Source organism: Polyangiaceae bacterium, assembly GCA_015075635.1.
GTDB lineage: Bacteria > Myxococcota_A > Polyangia > Polyangiales > Polyangiaceae > JADJKB01.
On the sequence record JABTUA010000001.1, the window covers coordinates 2,826,723 to 2,848,278 of the forward strand.

At 70.2% G+C, this 21,556-nt stretch carries 17 protein-coding genes; 12 read left to right on the forward strand and 5 right to left on the reverse strand.

The window, feature by feature from the left end; translation table 11 throughout:
• The first annotated feature begins 78 nt into the window (after window positions 1–78).
• Window positions 79–4,302 carry a hypothetical protein gene (locus HS104_12785; protein ID MBE7480843.1) on the forward strand — a complete coding sequence of 1,408 codons (4,224 nt, stop codon included), beginning with the start codon at window positions 79–81 and terminating at the stop codon, window positions 4,300–4,302.
• 187 nt (window positions 4,303–4,489) lie between these two features.
• Here HS104_12785 and HS104_12790 read toward each other — a convergent pair whose 3' ends face one another.
• Window positions 4,490–4,741, reverse strand: coding sequence for a hypothetical protein (locus HS104_12790; protein ID MBE7480844.1), 252 nt, complete (start codon window positions 4,739–4,741; stop codon window positions 4,490–4,492).
• A gap of 204 nt (window positions 4,742–4,945) precedes the next feature.
• Between HS104_12790 and HS104_12795 the strand changes: the two genes are divergently transcribed.
• Both HS104_12795 and HS104_12800 read left to right on the forward strand, forming a co-directional pair.
• Complete coding sequence (locus HS104_12795) at window positions 4,946–5,344, forward strand: aspartate 1-decarboxylase (protein MBE7480845.1); 399 nt, start codon at window positions 4,946–4,948, stop codon at window positions 5,342–5,344.
• Between the two features lie 53 nt (window positions 5,345–5,397).
• Window positions 5,398–6,549: a hypothetical protein gene (locus tag HS104_12800; protein ID MBE7480846.1), complete on the forward strand. Its 1,152-nt coding sequence runs from the start codon at window positions 5,398–5,400 to the stop codon at window positions 6,547–6,549.
• Window positions 6,550–6,559: 10 nt separating this feature from the next.
• On the opposite strand, the gene HS104_12805 is transcribed toward HS104_12800, so the two are convergent.
• Window positions 6,560–7,981 carry a hypothetical protein gene (locus HS104_12805; GenBank protein MBE7480847.1) on the reverse strand — a complete coding sequence of 474 codons (1,422 nt, stop codon included), beginning with the start codon at window positions 7,979–7,981 and terminating at the stop codon, window positions 6,560–6,562.
• A 150-nt stretch (window positions 7,982–8,131) separates the two neighbouring features.
• On the opposite strand from HS104_12805, the gene HS104_12810 reads away from it, so the two are divergent.
• The 9 genes from HS104_12810 to HS104_12850 all read left to right on the forward strand — a co-directional run bounded on the left by HS104_12810 (window position 8,132) and on the right by HS104_12850 (window position 18,116).
• Window positions 8,132–9,835, forward strand: a complete 1,704-nt coding sequence (locus HS104_12810) for a L,D-transpeptidase family protein (protein MBE7480848.1) — start codon at window positions 8,132–8,134, stop codon at window positions 9,833–9,835.
• Window positions 9,836–9,885: 50 nt separating this feature from the next.
• Window positions 9,886–10,887 (forward strand): tetratricopeptide repeat protein, encoded by a 1,002-nt coding sequence (locus HS104_12815; GenBank protein ID MBE7480849.1) that lies wholly within the window; start codon window positions 9,886–9,888, stop codon window positions 10,885–10,887.
• Entirely contained in the window at window positions 10,884–11,342 is a 459-nt protein-coding gene (locus HS104_12820) for a hypothetical protein (GenBank protein MBE7480850.1), read from the forward strand. The genes HS104_12815 and HS104_12820 overlap by 4 nt, the downstream gene beginning before the upstream one ends.
• A 92-nt stretch (window positions 11,343–11,434) precedes the next feature.
• The gene (locus tag HS104_12825) at window positions 11,435–13,369 is read left to right on the forward strand and encodes a DEAD/DEAH box helicase (GenBank protein ID MBE7480851.1); all 1,935 of its coding nucleotides are present in this window, start codon (window positions 11,435–11,437) and stop codon (window positions 13,367–13,369) included.
• A gap of 46 nt (window positions 13,370–13,415) precedes the next feature.
• Entirely contained in the window at window positions 13,416–14,003 is a 588-nt protein-coding gene (locus HS104_12830; protein ID MBE7480852.1) for a tetratricopeptide repeat protein, read from the forward strand.
• A gap of 76 nt (window positions 14,004–14,079) precedes the next feature.
• On the forward strand, window positions 14,080–15,495 hold the full coding sequence (locus tag HS104_12835; GenBank protein ID MBE7480853.1) for a TolC family protein: 1,416 nt from the start codon (window positions 14,080–14,082) through the stop codon (window positions 15,493–15,495).
• Window positions 15,496–15,803: 308 nt separating this feature from the next.
• Window positions 15,804–16,529, forward strand: a complete 726-nt coding sequence (gene ccsA, locus HS104_12840; protein ID MBE7480854.1) for a cytochrome c biogenesis protein CcsA — start codon at window positions 15,804–15,806, stop codon at window positions 16,527–16,529.
• Window positions 16,530–16,784: a hypothetical protein gene (locus HS104_12845; protein ID MBE7480855.1), complete on the forward strand. Its 255-nt coding sequence runs from the start codon at window positions 16,530–16,532 to the stop codon at window positions 16,782–16,784.
• Between the two features lie 192 nt (window positions 16,785–16,976).
• Window positions 16,977–18,116 carry an acyl-CoA dehydrogenase family protein gene (locus HS104_12850; protein MBE7480856.1) on the forward strand — a complete coding sequence of 380 codons (1,140 nt, stop codon included), beginning with the start codon at window positions 16,977–16,979 and terminating at the stop codon, window positions 18,114–18,116.
• Window positions 18,117–18,133: 17 nt separating this feature from the next.
• On the opposite strand, the gene HS104_12855 is transcribed toward HS104_12850, so the two are convergent.
• The 3 genes from HS104_12855 to HS104_12865 are packed head-to-tail and all read right to left on the reverse strand — an operon-like array spanning window position 18,134 to window position 21,522.
• Entirely contained in the window at window positions 18,134–19,150 is a 1,017-nt protein-coding gene (locus HS104_12855; protein MBE7480857.1) for a PrsW family intramembrane metalloprotease, read from the reverse strand.
• Window positions 19,151–19,183: 33 nt separating this feature from the next.
• Window positions 19,184–20,209 (reverse strand): hypothetical protein, encoded by a 1,026-nt coding sequence (locus HS104_12860; GenBank protein MBE7480858.1) that lies wholly within the window; start codon window positions 20,207–20,209, stop codon window positions 19,184–19,186.
• Window positions 20,206–21,522, reverse strand: a complete 1,317-nt coding sequence (locus HS104_12865; GenBank protein ID MBE7480859.1) for an outer membrane protein transport protein — start codon at window positions 21,520–21,522, stop codon at window positions 20,206–20,208. Before HS104_12865 ends, HS104_12860 begins: the two co-directional genes overlap by 4 nt.
• Window positions 21,523–21,556 lie beyond the last annotated feature (34 nt).

Here is a 21,556-nt window from a genome sequence, read left to right on the forward strand (position 1 = left end):
CTCGAATCCGAGCTAGACTCCACGGGTCGTCCGCTTTGGGGCGCCGCGAGCGGCCGGGAGCCGCGCCGGGAGAGCCTTATGCCGCGCTGGTTGAAGCACTTCTTGTTCGTCGTCTTCTTGGTGACCTTCGCCGGCTGTGCCGGCAGCTGCTCGGGTTGCTCGGGCTGCGGGATAACCCCGCTGCCCGGCGGCTTCCCGAAGGAGAGCCGCATCGACAACTCGACCAGTGTCCGGGTCACCAAGACCGGACTCGAGTTCATCGCACAGAACATCGGCGGGCTTGCCCCGTCGCTGCTCGGCGGGCAGGGTCAGGTCAACGCTGGCGTGGTGACCTTCGACATCCCGACGTCGGATGCGGACGCGGTGATCGGAAAAGTGAAGATCTGCCCGAACGGCTCGAACCCGGCCTCGAATCCCCCCGAGTGCGTCGCGGAGGCGGATCTCTCGAAGGCCAAGCTCACCATCGGCACCGCCGCGCCGCACAACATCAAGGTTGGTGGAACGCTGGCCGTGCGGATGCAGAAGGTCCCGATCAAGGGCTCCGGGCTGCTCGGCTGGGTGAACAGCGAGGTCGTACTGACCAAGGGCGGCGTGTGCAACCCGAAGGAGTACGCCGACATCCCCGTCAACGTCGACATCTCGCTCGAGGTGGACAAGGACCCGGCGCACGGCTCGCGACAGGGCTACACCAAGGTCAAGATCCTCAAGCTCGAGATCGACAACGGCACCATCGGCAGCAGCATCAAGTTCTGCGGCTCCGGCTTCGACGACACCATCATCAACCTGGTCAAGCCCCTGCTGATCAACAGCCTGCTCGGCGGAATCACCGGCACGCTGACCGAGACCCTGGAGGACCAGCTCTGCACCAAGCAGGACCCCGCCGCCGGCGTCACCTGCCCCGCCGGCTCCTACCCGGACGCCGATGGCGTGTGCCGCTATTGCACCCCGAACGGCAGCGGCCAGTGCCCGAACACGTCGGCCGAGTGCGTGGGCGTCGCGCTGGGCATCGACGGCAACATCAACCTCTCGTCCGCCCTCTCCAGCCTCTCGCCCGGGACCAAGGGTGGCTTCGACTTCCTGGCGGCGCTCGGCGGCGAGGGCGCGCGGGACGACGGCTCGGGCTTCGCCTGGGGCGATCTGAACCCGGTCGGCGGCGGCATGAGCGTGGGCATGATGGGCGGCGCCGAGCCGAAGCCCATCACGCAGTGCGTGCCCATCGCCAACCTGACCAAGCCGACGAACATCCCGATCCCGGACGAGCTTCAGGACGCGAGCAAGCTCATGGACAACGGCATCCCGAACTGGTCCGGCCCCGGGCCGCACTTCGGCGTCGCGGTCAACGAGCGCTACATGAACTACGCGCTCGGCGCGGTCTACAACAGCGGCGCGCTCTGCCTGGGCATCGGCTCGAGCACGCTGGGCTCGCTCCTGAACTCGGACACCATCGGCCTGCTCATCCCGAGCTTCAAGGATCTGGCGCGCCAGAAGGCCCCGGCCCCGCTCGCCCTGGTGCTGCGCCCGCAGGAGCCGCCCTCGGTGGTGGTCGGCAAGGGCACCGATCTGGCGGCGGACCCGCTGCTCAAGGTCACGATGAACAAGCTCGAGATCGACTTCTACGTCTGGTCGAGCGACCGCTTCATCCGCGCCTTCACCGCCGGCTTCGACATCACCGCCCCGGTGAACCTGGACGTGACCGCCGAGGGCCTGGCCCCGGTGCTGGACAAGGTCTCCGTGACCAATCCGATCCTCAAGAACTCGCTCTTGCGCGAGGACGAGAAGCAGGCGGCCAAGAGCCTCGCGGACATCGTGGCGAGCCAGATCGGCACGGCGCTCGGCGGCGCCATCAACCCCATCGACGTCTCGAGCCAGCTGTCGCAGTTCGGACTGGCCCTGAACATCCCGCCCAGCGTGCAGGGCCAGGGCAGCCCCGGCCTGACCAAGCTCGAGAAGGGCACCGACCGCTACCTGGCGCTGTTCGCGGGCTTCTCGGTGGCGCCAGCGACGCCCGGCAACCTGCTGCCCGACCTCGATGCGGACACCAGCGCCGAGGTCGCCGACAAGCGCGTGCTCGCCGAGGGCCTGTCACTGCCGACCCTCCGCGCGGACAACGTGCCCGAGATCGAGCTCCGGCTCGGCTCGAACCGGGACGACGGCACGCGTTTGATCGAGTGGCAGTACCGCCTGAACGGCGGGCTCTGGCACCCGTGGACCTACGACCGCGCGGTGAAGATCCGGGCGCCGGAGCTCTCGATCCAGATGAAGCACAAGGTCGAGGTGCGCTCCCGCATCGTGGGCCAGCCGGCGTCCATGGACCGGACGCCGGCGGTGGTCGAGGTGCGCATCGACAAGACCCCGCCGGAGGTGAGCTTCGCCAAGCGCGTCAAGAACGGCGCGCTCGGGCTCGAGATCAAGGACGTCGTCTCGGAGCGGCCGAACGTGAAGGTGCGCTGGGCGCTCGACGACGACGCCTTCGGCGAGTGGACGACCGCCGACGCGCTCGCGTCGCTGCCGGTCGACGGCGCGGCGAAGCTGCGCGTCGAGGCGGTGGACGAGGAAGGCAACGTCGCCCAGAAGCAGCACAACCTGATCAACGGCAAAGAAGACGCCTCGCTCGGCGGAGCCGGCAGCGGCTGCAACTGCACGGTGACCGGCGCGTCGAGCGGCGGCCTCGCCGGCTGGCACGCTCTGCTCGGCGCGTTCGGGCTGGGCCTCGGCATGTTCCTGCGCCGCTCGCGCCGGCCCGCCCCCGCCCGTCGCCCCGCGCGCCGCGGGCGGGTGCTCGGCAGCTTCGCGCTGATGGCCCTGGCGTCGTCTTGGTCGGGCTGCTCGTGCAGCGACGACAGCGAGACCGCCAAGACCAAGCCGCAGCCCAAGGACAATTGCCCGGGTCTCGACAGCTGCGAGCTGCTGGAACCCGGGCTGGTCGGCGCTTACGCGTCCGCCGCCGTCGGCAGCGACGGCAGCGTCTGGGTCGCCGGCTACAACGACCTCGGCTACGGCACCTCCGTCGAGAACGGCAGCGCGCAGTACGTCTGGGGCGATCTGGTGGTCGGCAAGTGGGACGGTACGAAGGTCGACTGGCAGAGCGTGGACGGCTTGCCCAGCGTCGATCCCGACCTCGAGCCCGGCGACCCCGGCGGTCCGCCCGATCCCTACTACAACGACCAGGAGGGCTTCCGCGCCGGTCTGACCGAACCCGGGGACGACGTGGGCCTCTGGACCAGCATCGCGCTCTCGGACGGCCAGCCACGCGTCGCGTACTTCGACGCCAAGAACCGCGCGCTGAAGTTCGCGAGCTACGACGGCAAGAAGTGGGCGATGCACCAGGTGCAGCAGAAGGCGAGCAGCGACATCGGGCGCTACGCCAAGCTGCTCCTGGTCGGCGGCAAGGCGGTCGTCGCGTACCTATTCATGGAGCCCGGAGCGAACGGCGCGGCGAAGAGCGGCGTGCGCGTCGCCACGGCCTCGAGCGCGTCGCCCGCGGCGGCTTCGGACTGGACCTTCACCGACGTCTACACCGACGAGAGCACACCCTGCCGGGCCTTCCTGTGCGCCAGCGGCGAGTGCCGCGCCGACACGCTCAAGTGCGAGCCCACCACCACGGGCTGCACGGCGAAGTGCGGCACCGACGAGAAGTGCTTCGACACCGCGGGCACCAAGAGCTGCCAGAAGATCTTCGCGAAGACCTACCCGGACGCGTTCCCGGAGGCCGCCGGGCTCTACGTCTCCCTCGCGGAGACCAAGAGCGGGCTCGGCCTGGTGTTCTACGATCGCATCCACGGCAACCTGATGGCCGCGCGCCAGGAGGGCGGCTCCTGGCAACCGGCGACGCTGGTGGCCGGCCAAGGCACGGACGCCAATGGGCCCATCGACACCGGTGACGTGGGCATCGGCGCCAGCTTGTTCGTGGACGCGGCCGGCGACTGGCACGTGTCCTACGTGAACGGCTTCGACGAGACGGTCATCTACACGAAGATCACCGGCGGCACGACCGTGGGAACGCCGGAAGTGGTGGACGACGGCGTGGTCCCGGGCGGGCAAGCCGTGGTCGGCGCGGACTCGTCCATCGCCGTCGCGGCCAACGGCGACGTGGTCATCGCCTACCAGGACGCCACCCGCGGCAAGGCCCGCTGGGCCACCGGCACTGCGTCCGGCGGAACGCACACCTGGACCAAGAAGGATCTGAACGTCAGCGACTTCGCCGGCGGCTTCAACAAGGTGCTGCCCACCGGCGAGGTCATGACCTGGTGGCGGCGCGCGAAGCCGCGGACCGAAGGCGACATCGCCATCGTGAAGCCGTAGGCAGTCGTCCCGGAGATTTTTGTGCAATGACGACCCTTGGAAGTCCCTGAAGAGGGCCCGACTAGGCCGCGCGACCAACGCGCAGGGGCTCCATGGCGCCTGACCCCTCGTGCCTGGGGGCCTCTGGCCTCACCCCCTGTGCTCCTGGCTCTGAAGGCTGAAGCCTGGCCTCGAGCCTGAAGCCTGCTCAGGCGGCGGCGATCGCGGCGCTCGACACCTCGGCCGTCGCCGGTCCGTCCACGCGGGCGCGCTCCTCGGCGACCAGCGCCAAGAGCTCACCCTTCTCGCAAACATTCGACTCGAGCAGCGCGCGCATGTAGCCGTCCACGTAGCCGTGGGCGCGCGCGAGCCGGGCGTAGGTGACCCCGTCGTTGCGCAGGCGGAACACGTCCCGAAGCATCGTCCTCAACGTCTCGAGCATCTCGGCTTTGGCACTCATCGTGGTCTCCCGGAAAGGCTCTGCGCCCTGCCCTGCCTCGGGCATTTCTGGCGCGCACCAGACCCGTAACGGGGTCGACGCGGGAGGGCCAAGTTCCCGCGCGGCCTCGGCTTGCGCGGCCGCGCAGGCCCCCGTAGATTCGGCGAGCCAGGCAGGTGGACCCACGCGCTCGCGGGCCTCCATGCCGCGGCCCAAAGGCCAGCCATGAAGCTCAGCGTGTTCAAGTCGAAGATCCACCGCGCCACGGTCACCCACGCGGATCTGGACTACGAGGGCAGCGTGACCATCGACGTCGGGCTGATGGAGGCGGCGGACATCCTGCCGCACGAGGCCATCCACGTCTGGAACGTGACCCGGGGCACCCGCCTGACCACCTACGCCATCGAGGGCGCCCGAGACTCGGGGGTGGTCTGCATCAACGGCGCCGCCGCCCACCTGTGCCGCCCCGGGGACCTGGTGATCCTGGCCACCTTCGCCGACATGACCCGGGAAGAGGCCCGGGCCCACGTACCCCAGGTGATCCGCGTGGACGCGCAGAATCGCCGCTTGGCGGACGGGTCGCCGGAGCGACCCGGCCCCCTGCCTCCCCGCGCGCTGGCCTGACCGAACCGAATGGCTGGCGGTTTTCCGGGCGTTCGGATATCGGAAGCACCGGCATGCCCGCGGCCCCGCCCGACCCCCGCTCCCTCGCGACGGAGCTCCGCGGCCTCGCGACGCTGCCGGAGCTCGAAGCCGCGATGCGCTCCGCGCGCGACGCCGCCGTCGGGCGGGCCGACGCGAGCTTCCCCAAGTCGGAGGTGGTCGTCGATCGCGAGAAGGCGGAGACGCCCTTCGGCAACCTCGGGGCGATCTTCGAGCGCGGCGTGGATTCGGAGACCGAAGCGGTGCTGATCGCGGTGCTGCTCGGGCTCTCGGCAGCGGGTGACTTCCCGAGCGCGCCGGAGACGGAGCTCGCCCGCGCCCGCGAGCTCGCTTGGCTCGCCGCCCACACGCGGGTGAACCCGCTGGTCTGCGTGGACGCCGTGCTCGAGCCGGAGCGGCTCGGCGCCTTCTGGCGTGCCGTCGCCTCGCTCGCCGAGCCCTCGCGCGCCGACGACCCCGCCACCGCGACCGCCGCCCTCGCAGCGCTGTGCGCGTCGAGCAGCGAGCGCGCCCGCGCCCTGGTCTCCGAGCTGGCAGCGACCAGCCGGGACCCGCTGGTGCGCGCCCTGACCGGCGGCGGCACGAGCGCTGGAGCGCCGCGCCTGGAGGGCGAGCTCTCGCCGGCGCCCCGCGGTCCCGTCGCGACCACGCTCTTGGCGCTGACCGGACTCTTGCTCGTCTCGCGAGGCGCGCGCGTGCTCGGCAAGCTCGGGCTCGCCTTCAAGCAGCCCGCCGAGGTCCGGCTGAGCGATCGCGGGCTCGAGCTCAGCCATCGGACGGAGTTGCTCGGCCGCGTGCTCAGGAAGCGCGAGACGCTGATCCCGCTGGCGAACCTGGCCCGCGTCACCCGCGAGGTGCGCTATCCGCGCCTGGGCCTGTACCTGGGCCTCATCGCGCTGACCCTGGGCAGCTACGTCGGCATGGGCCTGCTCGTGGACGGCGCGCGGGTGCCGGGCGGCTCGCTGCAGCTCCTGAGCATGGGTGTCTTGATCGTCGCCCTCGGCCTCGCCATCGACTACGGGCTCACGGTGCTCTCGGACAACGCGCGCGGTCGCTGCCGTCTGGTCGTCGAGCCCAAGAAGGGTCGCCGCGTCTGCGTGGGCGCGCTGGATCCCGCGCGGGCCGACGCGATGCTCGCGGCGCTCGCCGAGCGCTCGAAGGGCTGAGCGCGCCGCCTCAACCCGGGCCTGCGTCCGCTGCGCCCAAGGGCTCCTCTGGCTTCGCCGCGGCATCGGGCTGCTTCGCCGGGCCCGCGTCGCTCGCCGCCGCGCCGGCTTCGGCGTCGCCCGTTCCGGCGTCGGCGGCGGCCGCCTTCGCCGCGCGCTTCTTCTCCGCTTCCTCCTGGAGCTGCTTGGCGTAGCCGGCGACCGCTTCGAGCAGGCGCCCGAGCTGCTTGGGCGTCGCCACCACGGTGCCGTGGATCTCCTTGCCGACCGCCTTGAACGTGACCGGCTCGAGCAAGCTCACCGAGCCTCCGAGGGAGAGCCCTCCGATGCTCACGCTCGGCAGCTTGAGCTGGGTCACCTTGTTGATCGAAGCAGTCAGCTCCTCGGCGTGTTTCGCCGCGCTCTCCGCCGACTCGTCCTCCGCGACCAGCTCCGCCGTCGCCCCGCCGTCGGCAGTGGCCACGATCTTCATGCGCACCCACTTGAGGCTCTTGGGGATCTCGAAGGGAATGCCGACGAACGCCCGCCACGGCGTCACCACGTAGGTCGTGAGCGCCTCGTTGCCCTTGGGGTTCGGAAACTTCAGGTTCGCGCCCAGTGAGAGCGCGTGCTTCTCGGCGCTGGGCGGCGCCACCACGAGGATCTGCGGCGCCGGCAGTACCAGCAGGCGCTCCGCGCGATCGGCTTGGGTGCGCGCCGCCGGCACGCCGGCGTCGAGCCAGCTGCCCTGTCCGTCGCGCTGCACCAACGCGTCGACCGCCTTGTGCAGCCGATCGTGGGGCACGTTCACGCGCACCACCGCCACCACCTCGGACGAGTTCCGGAGCTGCGGCCCCGCGATCAGGATGCGATCGACGTCCTTGATCGGGTCGAGCCCGGTCGGCCCGAAGAAGTCCTGCCACTGCGCCGCGGCCCCGAGCAGCGTGCCGACGCGCACGCCGAGCGGGTGGTTTCGCATCCGGTCGGCGAAGATCAGCACGCGTACGTTGGCGTTCGAGTCGACCACCTTGCCGGCCACGCCCGCCATCGCCACCGGATCGCCGATGCTCGGCCCGGCGTCGGCGGGGCCCGCGTCGGGACGCGGCGCCCCGGCGTCCCGCGCCACCGGCTCGCGGGGCTCGCCGTCGTCTTTCTCGAGGTCGTCGAAGGGGTCGCGCTCGGGCTTCTCCCCGGCGGGCTCCGCCGGCTCCTCGGTGGGCGCCGGCGCGGGCTCCTTCGGCCGGTCGTCCGCGACCAGATCGACCGGGATGGCGTTGACGGGGTCCGCCGGGGGCGGCTCCTCCCCGGGCTTGTTCAGGAGCAGCCCCACCAGACCGAGGAGCGCCATGATGGGCGTGAACGGCGCGTGCAACAGCGCGGAGAGGGCGAGCAGCCGGTACAGGCGGCCACGAGTCGTGTCCCGCTGCCCACGCCACTCGGTCCGGCTCGCCACGTGCTGCAAGATAGCCTTCACGGGTTCGACGGGCGAACCCCGCGGATCACGCCTGGCACGCCCCTCGCATTCCAGCCTGGAGGAAGCCGCCCAGAAAGTGGCTGGACAGGCCTCGAAAGGATACTAAGCCCCCACGGGCCCGAGCGACCCATGCGCCGACTCTCCACCCTCATCGCCCTCTCCTGGGTGGCCCTCCTGGGCTGTCAGCGCGAAGCGCCGCCCGGTGACTCGTCCGGCGCCGCTCCCGGGGCGACCGGCTCGCCGGGCGTAATCGGCACGCCGACCCTCCCCGACGAGCTGACCCCGAAGCCAGGACCTGCCCCGGCGACGAGCGGCGCCCAGGCGGCCGTACCCGACGCGGGTGCGAGCCCACCGGCGGAGCACCCCGGCCCCTGGCTGGTGGTCACCGCGCCGGCGGCTGCGGTGTACCCGACTCGCGACTTCGATCAGAAGGCCAAGCTCGGTTACGTGCGCAACGGCGGCAAGGTCGCCGTGAAGGACAAGCCCGTCCCCGGCAAGAGCTGCAGCTCCGGCTGGTACGAGGTGGTGAGCGGCGGCTGGATGTGCGCCAACCTGGGCACCACCGAGCTCAGTCACCCGCAGGTGAAGTTCGCAGTGAAGCAGCCGGATCTGAGCGAGGTCCTGCCTTACCCGTATGCGCGCAACGCCAAGAACGGCACGCCGCTCTACCGCTCCGTGCCCTCGCGCGAGCAGATGCACAAGTACGAGCCCTACCTGGCGGAGGCGAAGGCCAAGCGCGCGAAGGAAGCCAAGGAGCGCGAGGAGAAGGCCCGTGAGGCCGAGGCCGAAGAGAAGAAGGACGACGACACCGAGACCCGGGCCGCGTCGCTGGCACCGGATCCCGCGCTCTCCGATCAGGACGGCGGCGCAGCACCGGCAGCCGATGCCGGGGTGGACACTTCGCCGTGGTGGCAGCGCGACGACGCGAAGGACAAGCTGCACGAGCTGACGCTCGACAAGCTGAAGGAAGACTCCGACGACATCCTGGCCCAGCGCATGGTCACCGGCTTCTACATCGCCGTGGACAAGACCTTCAGCTGGAACGGCCGCACCTGGTACAAGTCGACCAAAGGTCTGATCGCCCCCGCGGATCGCTTCTGGCAGACGGCCGGCGCCAAGTTCAAGGGACTCGAGCTCGACGGCCAGAGCAGCAAGCTGCCCGTGGGTTGGGTCTACGGCGGGCGCAAGACCGCGCCCAGCTTCGAGATCGATCTGGACACCAAGAAGGTGAAGCCCGCGAAGGCGGTCGAGGTCTTCACGGCCGTCCAGCTCACCGGTCGCGAAGAGGAGGTCGGCGGGTTCCGCTACAGCGAGACCCGCGAGGGCACCTGGCTGAAGAACATCCACATCCGCGTCACGCGTCCGGGCCCGCCGCCCAAGGACCTCGGGCCCAACGAGCGCTGGGTGGACGTCAACCTGAGCGAGCAGACGCTGGTCGTCTACCAGGGCGAGCGACCTGTCTACGCGACGCTGATCTCGAGCGGCAAGAAGAGCACCATCAAGGAGAAGGACCACTCCACTCCCACGGGCCAGTGGCGCGTCCGCGAGAAGCACGTCACCACGACCATGGACGGCGACGGTTCGGCCGCCGGCGACCTGCCCTACAGCATCGAGGACGTGCCGTACGTGCTCTACTTCCACGCCTCTTACGCGCTGCATGGCGCGTTCTGGCACAAGAACTTCGGCATCCAGATGAGCCACGGGTGCGTGAACCTCGCTCCCCTCGACGCGAAGTGGGTGTTCATGAACACCGACCCGCCGCTGCCGCCCGGCTGGCACGGGGCCTGGTCCTCCGCCGACCGCCCCGGCAGCCTGATAGTCGTGCACGAGTAGGGGCTCCGACTTGACTTGCCGCACCCGCGAGGCCATCAAGCGAGCGGGCCATGGACCAGTTCTCGGCACACCTCGATCGCGGCTGGGATCTCGTGCAGCGCGGTGACGCGCACGGGGCGGAGCAGAGCGCGCGCCGCGCCCTGGAGATCGACGGCCAGTCACCCGAGGCCCACAACCTGCTCGGCTACGTCGCGGCGCTGCAGGGCGAGTTCGACGACGCGATCGAGCACTATCGCACCGCGATCTCGCTGGACGACACCTACCTCGAGGCGATGCTGAACGCCGCGGAGGTCTACATCCACCCGCTCGGTGATTTCGACGGCGCCATCGACATGTGCGAGCAGGCGCTGGAGCTGGCCGAGAACGACGACGAAGTCGTCGACGCCTTGCTGCTCTGGTTCGACGCCCTGCTCGCCAAGGGCGATTTCGACTCGGCCAAGGCGGTCTCCCGGCGCTTCCCGGACGGGCCCTTCGAGAACCCCAACCACACCTTCCTGGTGGCGCGCGCCCTCTACGAGGTCGGCGAAGTGGACCGCGCTTCGCCGCTCATCGACTCCGTCTTGAAGGACCAGCCGAAGCACGCGGAGGCCTGGTACTACCTGGGTCTGATCCGGGACGAGCACGGGGACGCCATGGGAGCGACCGCGGCGTTCTTGCGCTCGCGGGAGCTCGACCTGGAGGTGCCTCCGCCGCCCTGGAGCGTGAGCCGCGAGACCTTCGAGGCCGCCGCCAAGGCGGCAGTGGCGAGCCTGCGTCCGGAGCTTCAGGCGTTTCTGGTCGAGGGCGAGGTGTTCGTGTCCGACGTGCCCGGGGTCGAGGTCGTCGTGGACGGCGTGGACCCCCGGGCGCTGCTCCTGCTCGATGGTGTCGCCGGCGAGAGCCCGGCCGAGGCGCCCCGAGCGCGGGTCTTCGTCTACCAGCGCAACGTCGAACGCCTGGCGGGAACCATCGAGCTGGTCGAAGAAGAGATCGCCGCGGCGCTGGAGCGGGAGATCACCCTGTCGTTCCTGGAAGCCGGGCCGGCGCCCGATGAGGATCGAGGGTTGAATTGAGCGACCCGGTGAAGCGCGAGTCGCGCGCCGAGCGCATCGGACGGCGCTCCGCCCTGGTCGTGTTCGCGCTCCTGGTCTCCGGCATCACTCTGACCTGGACCTCTCAGATCATCCGCCAGACGTTCTTCCCGGCCGGGACGGCCGCGACCGCGAGCTGTCGGCCCGGGGTGCTCGCGCTCATCGGCGCGGTGCGACGCGCGCGGCAGTCCGCGGACGCCGAGACCGGCGGCGAGCGCGCGGCGGTGACGCGCTTTCGCGCGGCGCTCGGTCCGGAGTGGGACGGACGGGACGCGCTCGGAGTGACCTGTCGGGGCGACGCGGTGGGCGAGAGGGCCCTGCGTGAGGTCGACCGGCTGCGCTTCGCCGAGGAGCACGCCACGCGCTACGAAGCCGTGGACCTGGCACGCCGCCGCCGAGAGGTCGCGTCGCTGGAGCGACAGCTCGGCACGCGCTGAAAACAACGGGGAAATCCGCGCCGGAATTGTCCCCATCGAGGCCGGCCCCCGGAGTAAGCTCCCGCCCGACCGGCCCCCTCTCCTCCCGCACAATGTCCAGCGAAACCCCCGAGCCCTCCGAGCCACCGCCCACGTTCGACATCCTGCCGCTCTCGAGCGAGCTCCGGCGTGCCGTGGACGACCTCGGCTACACCCACCCGACTCCTGTCCAGCGCGCCGTCTTCGAGCTGGCCTCGCGGGGCAAGGACCTGGTCGTCCAGGCCCGCACCGGCACCGGCAAGACCGCCGCGTTCGGCATGCCCATCGTGGACGCGCTGGTACGCCGTCAGACGCCGGCGGTGCAGGTCCTGGTGCTGTGCCCAACCCGCGAGCTGGCCCTGCAGGTGACCCGCGAGGTGGAAGCGCTGGCGAAATACCGTGGAGTCGCCACCGCCGCCATCTACGGCGGAGCGCCCATGCCCCGGCAGGTCGAACAGATCCGCGCGGGCGCGCAGGTCGTGATCGGCACGCCCGGGCGGGTGCTGGATCATCTGCGCCGCGGCACCTTCTCTGCTGCCTCGGTCCGCGCCCTGGTGCTCGACGAGTCCGACGAGATGCTGAGCATGGGCTTCTTGCCACAGATCAACGAGATCCTCTCGTACCTGCCGGACACGCGTCAGACGCTGCTCTTCAGCGCCACGTTGCCGCCAGACATCACGCGCATGGCGAAGGAGCGGCTCAAGAGCCCCGAGTTCCTGACGCTGAGCGGCGATCACATCGGGGCGCTGGAGATCCAGCACTTCGTCTACCTGAGCTTCGGCGACAAGATCGCCGAGCTCTTGCAGATCATCGAGATCGACGATCCGGAGAGCGCCATCGTGTTCTGCAACACGAAGGACGAGACCAAGCGCGTCGCGGGCGCGCTGGAACAGCAAGGTTTTGCCGCGGATTGGCTCAACGCCGATCTCGGCCAGTCCGACCGCGAGAAGGTCATGGCGGCCACCCGCAGCGGCAACCTGCGCTTCTTGGTGGCCACGGACGTAGCGGCACGCGGCATCGACATCTCGCACCTGACTCACGTCATCAACTTCGACTTCCCGGAGTCGGCGGAGCAATACGTGCACCGCACCGGCCGCACCGGCCGCGCCGGCAAGATGGGCACCGCGGTCTCGCTGGTGACGCCGAGCGACGTGGGTCACCTCTATCTGCTGCGACTGACCTACAAGCTCCGGCCCATCGAGAAGATGCTGCCGAGCGCCCGCGAGCTCAAGACGCGCGCCGAGGCGGACCTCGTCAACCTGTTCGTGGCGGCTTTCGGCGACAAGTCACCGCACCCGGAGGATCTGGCGCTGGCGCGTCGGCTGCTGTCGCACGAGAACGCCGAGCGCATCGTCGCCGGGCTCTTGCGCGACCACCTCGGTGCACGACCGGATGCCGAGGACGAAGCCACCGCGGCGCGACGCGCCCGCGCTCCCAAACGCCCGAGCCCGGAGCCCCCGCCGCGCGAGGCCGCGCCCGCACCGCTGGCCCGACCGCCGGTACCGCCAGCGCCGGCGCGCCCGCCAGCCGAACGCGCGGAGCGATCGGAGCGCCCCGACCGACCCGAACGCCCGCGCTTCGACGAGCGCGGCGGCCGGCGCGTCCGAAGCCGCGATCGCGACCGCGATCAGGATCACGAGCCGTTCCGCTACTCCGTGGAGTCCGCCGAGCCGACCCCCGCAGCCGCGGACAAACAGCCCGACACGGATCCGGGAAGAGCAGCCGACACCGGCGGCAGCGCGGAGACGGAGGAGCTCCGCCGCGACGAGGCGCTGTCCGAGATTTTCGTCAATGTTGGCCGGCGCGACGGCGCGACGCCAGCAGATTTTCACGCCGTGCTCGAAGGCGGCGGGCTCCCGGCCGACGCCACCGACTACGTGCGCGTGCGCCACCGGCATGCGTTCGTCGGCACGCGCAAGGAGCTGTTGGAACGAGTCCTGCAAGTGCTCAATGGCGCGAGCATTGCAGGGCGCACCGCGGCTGCCGAAATCGCACGCCCGCGCACGTGAAGCCGCGAGCGCTTGTGCTAGCCTCGGGCGTTGAAGCAGCCCTCGCATGCAGCGTGATCGTCGAGCCAACGCCGAGAGTCTCCTGCACGACGTCGGGTGGGCGCTCGAGCACGGCTACCCCCCGCGAGAGCTGATTCCGATGCTGGAGAAGCTCGTCGGCCACGCGCCAACCGGCTCCGACGCAGCGCTGTTCGGAATGCGCGAGCTCAGCAAGCTCCTGGTCGAGAAGAAGCCGTGGCGCGCGGCCCGCCTCGCCCGGGAGGTGCTCGCTCACGTGGACGACGCGGAGCTCTGGCGCACGCTGGGCGTGGCGCTCAGCATGCTCGGACACTACCGCGCCGCCGCCCGCGCCTACCGGAGCGCCCTCGCGCACGACCCGCGCTGTCCGATCGCGACCCACAACTTGGGGCACCTCCTCGACGTGGGCCTCGGCCGGCCCGAGCGGGGTCTGCACTACCTTTCCATCGCCCTCCGCGCGGCGCCCGACGACGTCGAAATCCGGGCCTCGCATGCCCACGCCCTGTGCCGGCTGGGCCGGCGAGCCGAAGCCCTGGCCTCCCTCGCGGAGCACCTCCCCGGCGGCCGATCCGAGGCGCTCGCCCTGGTCGAACGCTGGATGAGCGCAGCCGACTGAGCGCCGGACGGCCGGACCAGCGCAAACGACGCCCGGGCCCTTTGCGCCAGGCCAAATGCTCACTATCCGGTGGGCCATGCTCTCCCGCGCCCTCCGCCGCTCCTGCCTGCTCCTGACCCTCGCTGCTGCCACCGCCCAAGCCCAGCCGGCTGCCGAGCCCAAGCCGGCCGAGCCCGCGCCCGAGGCGCCGCTCGAGCCCAAGCTGCCGGAGATCGACGACCCGATGCTGAAGCCGGTCCCGTCTGCCAAGAACGTGCTGCGTTCCTGGCAGGAAGCGCTGCGGCTCGCGCGCTCCCAGAGCTCGGAGCTCGCGCTCTCCGCCGCGCAGATGGACCTGGCGGACGGCCAGGAGCGCCAGGCCTTGTCCCGCGCGCTGCCCACGCTGACCGGCACCGGCAGCGTGACGCGGCACCTGCTGATGGGCGACGGGTTCAGCTTCGGCTCCGCGGGGCTGACCCGAGGCACGATCCCCGACCCGAACACGACCTGGAACGCGGGCCTGGCCTTGCGCGTGCCGGTCTTCGCGCCCCAAGCCTGGTACGACCACGGTACGGCCAAGCGTAACAAGGGCGCCGCCCGCCTGAGCCACAGCGACCGGCAGCGCCTGGTGCTGGCGCAGACCGCGAGCGCCATCGTCAGCGTGGTCACGGCGGAGCGCGTCGCGGAGATCAGCCGCGTCTCGCTCAAGGGCTCGCTCTCGACCCTGGATCTGAACCAGCGCCGCGCCAAGCTCGGCGCGGCCAGCGCCGTGGACGTGCTGCGCGCGGAGCAGGAGGTCACGCTGACCCGCTCGCAAGTGGTGCAAGCCGACGAGGGCGTGCTCCGAGCCCGGGAGGCCCTCGGCATCGCCCTCGGCTCGAGCGACCCCTACGGCGTGGTCCCCGCGATCCGCGTGGACGCCCTGGCCAGCGACGCTCGCTCGGTGTGCCGGCCGGTCTCCGATCCGGACACTCGCGCAGACGTGCGCGCGGCACGCGCTCGCCTCGAAGTGGCGGAGCGCAACGTCAAGAGCACCGACTACTCCTTCGTGCCCACGGTGGACTTCGTGTCGAACCTGGGCTGGACCTCGAACGATCGCGCGACGGCGAACCAGGAGCACGTCACCTGGACCATCGGGGGCCTTCTGACCTGGCAGCTCTACGACGGCGGCCTGCGGTACGGCACTCGCACCGCGAACCAGGCCCAGCGCCGGATCGCCGAGGAGCAGGTCACCCAGTCCAAGCGCCTGGCGCGGGTCGAGGGCCAGCAGGCCCAGCGCGCCGTCGAGGTGGCCAAGCAGAACCTGGCCGTGGCCGGCAAGAGCCGGCAGCTCGCCACCGAGAGCGCGCGGCTGGCACGGATCGCCTTCGTCTCGGGACACGGCAACAGCTTCGACTTGATCGACGCCGACCGGCGCCTGCGCAGCGCGGAGCTGGACCTGGCGGTCAAGGAGTTCGAGCTGATCCGAGCGCAGATCGCCGCGCTGCTCGCGCTCTCCACCTGCGACGTCTAGCGGGTGTCCCCAATTCGCGCTCCGCTGGCGGCAGCAAACGCCACGCGACGCTTCCGTTCGGTCGAACCGGCCGGCGCCGGCCCCGGCCGGTTTTCGCACTCACGCCTCATTGGCGGATCGAGATCTGATCATGACCAGACTGTTCAAGTGATTCCGGGGCTCGGCTGACCGCCGAGCGGCGCGAATCGAGCCGCTCGGTCGCACACCGAACTAGGGACACCCCCAGCTGCGAACTGCCCGGGAAAAATCCGCAGAAGTCGCTCCTCACCCCTCGCCTTTTCGCCCCTCGGCAGTATAGATTCCGCCCGATGCCCGATCCCGCCAAGAAGCCCGCGTTGGGCCTGTTCCCGTTCTTCCTGGCGGCCACCGCGGCGGTGTTCTTCTGGCTGATCGGCTTCGTGTTCTTCAAGGCCCCGCTGGCGCAGCCCGAGGCCGGCGGCCTGGCGCAGAAGATCTTCTACTTCCACGTGCCCAGCGCCTACGCCATGTACCTGTCCGGCGTGGTCTGCCTGGTCGGGAGCGCCGCCTACTTGCTCTCGCTCAGCGACAAGTGGAACGCCTGGGCCCAGGCCGGCGCGGAGTGCGCGGTGGTGTTCGGCTTCATGGTGCTGACCAGCGGACCGCTCTGGGCCAAGAAGGCCTGGGGCGTGTACTGGGTCTGGGACCCTCGCCTCACCACCTCGCTCTTGTCCGTGCTGATCTACGTGGCGGTGGTGGTGCTGCGCGCGTTCGCCGGCGACGGCGAGGCGGAGCGCAAGTTCGCCGCCGCGCTCGGCGTGCTCGGCACCGTGAACCTGCCCATCATCCACTACTCGGTGCGCAAATGGGGCGGCAACCACCCCACGGTGATCACGCAGGGTGGCGGCGGGCTCAAGCACCCGGACATGCAGCTGGCGCTGGGTGTGGGCTTTCTGGCGATGACGCTGCTCGCCGCGGCGCTGTTGATTCTGCGCGCGCGGCAGCTGGTGCTGAGCGCACGCGTCGGCCGAGCCGAGGAGCGCGCCGTCGCCGCCGGGCTCACGGAAGGATCCTGAATGAACCAAGCGAAAGACCAACAGCCTTCCACCTCCCAGCGACCGGAGGACCGCTCGACGGAGTTCGTGGCCGTCGAGGGCGGCGCCAAGGAGTCCGCCAGCGCCGGCACGCTCCTGGTCGCCGCCTACTTGGTGATGTGGGCGCTGCTCCTGGGCTTCCTGTTCATCGGCTGGCGCCGTGGCCAGCAGCTGGCCGCCCGGCTCGAGAGCGTGGAAAAGGCCCTCGACCGCCACGACGCCGCCAAGGGCTCTTGAGCCTCCGAGTCCGATGACGGTCTTCCACCTGATCTACATTCCCGGGGTGATACTCCTCGGCGTCGTCCTGGGCTACGTTCTCGGCGCCCGCGCGGTGCGCGCGGAGTACGAGAAGATGAAGAAGCGCGCCAAGGAGTGACGCGGGCGCTCCGCCCGACGGCAGCCCCGAGCAGGCGCGAGCAGGAGACAGCCATGGTCGACTTCAGCCTATCCGACGAGCACAAGGCGCTGATCGAAACCGCCAAGCGCTTCGCCCGCGAGCGCATCGCGCCCGTCGCCGCCGAGTGCGATCACCAGAGCCGCTTCCCCACCGACGTGATGGAGGCCGCCCACGAGCTCGGGCTCGTGAACATGATCGTGCCGACCGAATACGGCGGCGCCGGCATGGGTGAGCTCGAGAACACGCTGGTCACCGAGCAGCTCGCCTGGGGCTGCACCGGCATCACCACGAGCATGCTGGCGAACTCCCTGGCGCTCACGCCCATCAAGCTCGGCGGCAACGAGGACCAGAAGAAGAAGTACTTGGGCATGCTCACGGACGCGCCGGTGTTCGCCGCCTACGCGACCACGGAGCCGGGGGCCGGCAGCGACGTCGCGGGTATCCGCACCAAGTTCACCCAGCACGGTGACGACTACGTGCTGAACGGCCAGAAGGCATGGATCACCAACGCCGGCTTCGCCAGCTTCTTCGTGATCTTCGCCACCAGCTCCCCCGAGAAGCGCCACAAGGGCATCGCCGCCTTCATCGTCGATCGCGACACACCCGGCCTGAAGGTGGACAAGCACGAGGACAAGCTCGGCCAGCGCGCCAGCAACACCTGCGTCGTCCACCTCGAGGACGTCAAGGTCCCCAAGCAGAACCTGCTCGCCCCCGAGGGCGACGGCTTCAAGCTGGCGATGGAGACCTTCAACCAGACCCGCCCCGACATCGCCGCCCTGGCCACCGGCCTGATGCAGCGCTGCCTCGACGAGTGCGTGACCTACGCCAAGGATCGGAAGACCTTCGGGGTGCCCATCGCCGAGCACCAGATGGTGCAGGCCATGTTGGCCGACATGGCCGTCAGCATCGAGGCCACCCGCCTGCTCTACCAGAAGGCCGCCTGGAACCTCGACAACGGCGTGCGCGACCCGATCGTGTCCAGCTTCGCCAAGGTCTTCGGCGCCGACCGCGCCATGCAGACCGCCACCGACGCGGTGCAGGTCTTCGGCGGCAACGGCTACGTCCGCGACTACCCCGTCGAGAAGCTGATGCGCGACGCCAAGCTCTTGCAGATCTACGAGGGCACGAGCCAGGTGCAGCGCCTGGTGATCGCCCGGCAGATCACGCGCTGATTCAGGTCACGCCGCCGTCACCGCTTCCCGATGAACACGCCTCGATTGTTGGCGGCCTGGATCTCCGCGCGGAGCTCGTGCTCGCGGCGGTCGAGGCCCTGGCCGGACTCGCCGCGGCGGCGGCGGTGCTTGAGGAACGCGAGCTCGGACAGGGCGAGCTGCTTCTTGCGAGCTGCCCCGTAGCCCTGCGGACTGTCCTTCAAGGTCAGGACGTTCCAGAGCGGCACCAGCTGGGCCGCGCTGGTGCTGGTCTTGAACTCCTTGGGGTGGAGCATCACGCCCACTTCGTCCACCAGGTTGCGGATAACGATGGCGCGGTCGCGGAACGCCAGGATGTAGAGCAGGACGAAGAACAGGATGTCGAAGGTGAAGAAGACGGCGAGCTTCAACAGCACGCCGGCGCCGCCGAAGAAGCTGACCAGGAAGTTGTGCAGGAAGTGCAGGCCCACGGCCGCCGTCCAGCCACCGATGGGCGCGACGACCTTCACCAGCATGTTGCGAGACTCGGCCGCGATGCCGACCCCCACGCCGGTCATCGCCGTGAAGGTGGCGTGGCCGAGGCCGCCCAGGATGGTGCGCAGGAAGAAGATCACGGTGAAGGCCGCCATGCCGCCCTGCGAGGTGCCGCGCATGATGTAGAGCACGTCCTCGGTGAGCGTGAAGCCGAGGCCGATCACGCCGCCGTAGATGGCTCCGTCGAGCGCGCCGTCGAGCTCCTTGAGCCACAGCGCCGAGGCGGCCCACACCACCAAGAGGAAGATCCCCTTGAAGGACTCCTCGACCGGCGGCGCGATGAACGACGCGGTGATGCCCGAGGCGGCCTGCGACGAGCCCATGGCCGAATAGACCACCGACCCGCCGATGGTGTTGAAGATCAGCGAGCCGAAGGTGGCTCCGAGCGCTCCCCAGAAGAAGCACATGATCAGCAGCCACACCGGCTCGGGCTCGTAGCGGTCCACGCCCTTGATGGCGAGGCCGTAGAAGAACACGCACACCGAGACCAGGAAGATGGCGACGAAGAGCGCGATGATCACGGCGCGAGCTTAGAGCATCTTCGGGGCCGGGTGTCAGTCCAAGGGGATCCGCCGGGTGGCCGGGGCGATCCCGGCGGCGACGGCCGGCCACTCGTCGTTCAGGCTCGCGCCCTGGGTCACGAACAGGAGCGTGACCGAGCCCTGGGGCAACACGGCCGGGGCGTACGGCAGGCGGGTGCTGGCGAAGGCCGGGGCCGGGGCCCGGGTGAGCGGTCCCTCGCTCTCGAACCGCGCCGCGAGCCCGATGCCGCTCGAGCCGTCGCTGCCCTTGCCCGTGTAGTAGATCCGGGTCACGCGCCGGCCCTCGGCGCTCGTCGCGGTGAGCGCGTCGGGATCGCCCACCCCGAGGCCGTCGAAGGGCGGGTCAGCCACCGTGTCGGCGGCGGGCTCGAGCACCGGCGCGTCGCCGAGGCGCTCCCAGACGAGGCCGTCGCTCGAGCGGGCCTCGCCGATGCGGCCGTTCACCTCGTAGAACAGCCGGTAGTCCCCGGTTGCGACCTCGACGAAACCGGGGGCGCGGGGTGCGAGGCCGCCTTCCCACGCCGCGCCGCCCGCGCTGAGCACCGCGCCCAACTTGGTGAAGCTCACGCCGTCGCTCGAGCGAGCCGCGCCGATGCCGCCCTCGGCGGAGTAGTAGAGCCAGATCTCGTCACCGATGCGCGCCGCCTCCGGTGCGTCGAGGCTCGCGCCCTCCCAGGTGGCGTCGGCCACGAGCACCGGCGCGGCGGGCACCGGCGTCTCCGAGAAGCTGCGTCCGTCCGGCGCGAGGAAGCGGTAGATGGCGGAGCTCCCGGTCTCGGTGGCCAGCGCGTACAGCGTGGTCGCTCCGAGCACCACCGCCGGATCGTCGGCGAGGACCGTCGGCTGACGGAAGTCCGAGAACTTCTTCTTCAGCACGTACGGGGCGTCGAGCCCGTCGATCTCGTCGGCTGCGAGCAGTCGGAACGGGCCGGCGAGCGCGTTCGGGCGCTCGGCGTCGGAGTCGCCGGCCTCGGTGGCGAGCGTGCCGCAGCCCAAGACCAGGACGGACAGCAGGATGGTGGGCTTTTCGAGCGTCATTCGAACCCCAGCGAGACGGTGGCGCCCACGTTGAGGATGCTGCCGCGGGCGCGGTAGTCCCCGACGTAGTCGGCAGGGTTGTCCTTGAGCGTGATCCGGGTCGGCAGGATCGACCACTGCGCGTGCGCGTCGAAGCGGACGTTGCCGGGCAGAAGCGCGCCGGGCTCGCGCAAGACGACCCCGGTGCCGAACGACAGCACGTGCCGGTCGGTGTCCACGTAGTTGGTGATACCGCTCTGGTCCGGCACCGGCGAGCGCTCGTAGATGTAGCCAGCGCGGATCGGCACGGTCAGATCCGGGGTGACCGCGAGCCGGTACTCGACGCCGAGCTCCGGCACGATGCGATCCGTGAAGGCCGGATCCTCGATCTTGGTCGGCTTGGGGTTCGGCGGGAGCTCGATGATCCCGGGCGGGACGTTCACGTCCAGTGTTGTGCTGGAGCGGCTGACCGGGCTCTTGAACGCGGACCACTGCACCCATTTCAGATCCAGGTTCAAGGACAGCTCGTCGATCGGGCGGAAGCTCTCGCCGAGCACCAGCTGGCGCGGGATGTAGGCGTTGACCGTGTACGAATCCAGCGTGTAGCGCGCGGGCACCTTGATCAGCGTAGCGTCCACGGTGCCGGTCAGCTCTGCGTCCACGTCGAGCTCGATGGTGGCTTGGTGGCGGTAGACCAGGGCGAGGTCCAGGCGCTCGTGCGGGCGCACGGTGATGCCAAACTCGGGATAACGCTCCGTGGTCAGATCCGCGTCCACCTCGTGGCGCAGCTGAGAGTCGTATTCGGTCTTGTTGCCGGCGGGCAGCACGGCCGTGCCGCTGATGCCGAAAGCGCCGCGGGTCGCCGCGAGCCAGGTCATGCCGCCGCCGATGGCGAGCCAGTCGAAGGGCCGAATCGCCAGGTTCGCCGAGATGAAGATCAGCTGCGTGCGGTTGTCGTACATCACCCAGCGCGGATCTTCCTGGCGGCTGGCGCGCGCGCGGCTCAAGCGATCGTCCGGCAGGAAAGTGGCGATCCCGAACGCGAACGGCAGAAAGCCGAAGCTGCCCGGCGCGACCAGCCCGCCGACGATGCCGCGCACCGGATCGACCTGGCTGTCCTTGCCGTTCATCTCGAGCGCATGGTCCGCGTAGTAGTAGCCGGCGCTGATGTCGAGCCCGCGAGCGAGGGCCAGGCCCGAGGGGTTGTAGTAGTTCGCGGAGAAGTCCCGCACGTCCGCCGACACGGCGCTGCCCATGGCGGTCGAGCGCGAGCCGAGGCCGAACGTGTCCGCGGGGCTCGCCGCGACCTGCGCGCTCGCAAGGAGAACGGCCACGGCGAGCGGAGCGAGCCCGCGACGAGCGCAGCGA

Excerpts from the sequence above, each read along its gene's own strand:
- ccsA (MBE7480854.1), top strand. The coding sequence starts at position 15,804 with ATGCCCGATCCCGCCAAGAAGCCCGCGTTGGGCCTGTTCCCGTTCTTC.
- HS104_12785 (MBE7480843.1), top strand. The coding sequence starts at position 79 with ATGCCGCGCTGGTTGAAGCACTTCTTGTTCGTCGTCTTCTTGGTGACC.
- HS104_12790 (MBE7480844.1), bottom strand. The coding sequence starts at position 4,741 with ATGAGTGCCAAAGCCGAGATGCTCGAGACGTTGAGGACGATGCTTCGG.
- HS104_12845 (MBE7480855.1), top strand. The coding sequence starts at position 16,530 with ATGAACCAAGCGAAAGACCAACAGCCTTCCACCTCCCAGCGACCGGAG.
- HS104_12830 (MBE7480852.1), top strand. The coding sequence starts at position 13,416 with ATGCAGCGTGATCGTCGAGCCAACGCCGAGAGTCTCCTGCACGACGTC.
- HS104_12800 (MBE7480846.1), top strand. The coding sequence starts at position 5,398 with ATGCCCGCGGCCCCGCCCGACCCCCGCTCCCTCGCGACGGAGCTCCGC.
- HS104_12815 (MBE7480849.1), top strand. The coding sequence starts at position 9,886 with ATGGACCAGTTCTCGGCACACCTCGATCGCGGCTGGGATCTCGTGCAG.
- HS104_12835 (MBE7480853.1), top strand. The coding sequence starts at position 14,080 with ATGCTCTCCCGCGCCCTCCGCCGCTCCTGCCTGCTCCTGACCCTCGCT.
- HS104_12860 (MBE7480858.1), bottom strand. The coding sequence starts at position 20,209 with ATGACGCTCGAAAAGCCCACCATCCTGCTGTCCGTCCTGGTCTTGGGC.
- HS104_12850 (MBE7480856.1), top strand. The coding sequence starts at position 16,977 with ATGGTCGACTTCAGCCTATCCGACGAGCACAAGGCGCTGATCGAAACC.
- HS104_12795 (MBE7480845.1), top strand. The coding sequence starts at position 4,946 with ATGAAGCTCAGCGTGTTCAAGTCGAAGATCCACCGCGCCACGGTCACC.
- HS104_12825 (MBE7480851.1), top strand. The coding sequence starts at position 11,435 with ATGTCCAGCGAAACCCCCGAGCCCTCCGAGCCACCGCCCACGTTCGAC.
- HS104_12810 (MBE7480848.1), top strand. The coding sequence starts at position 8,132 with ATGCGCCGACTCTCCACCCTCATCGCCCTCTCCTGGGTGGCCCTCCTG.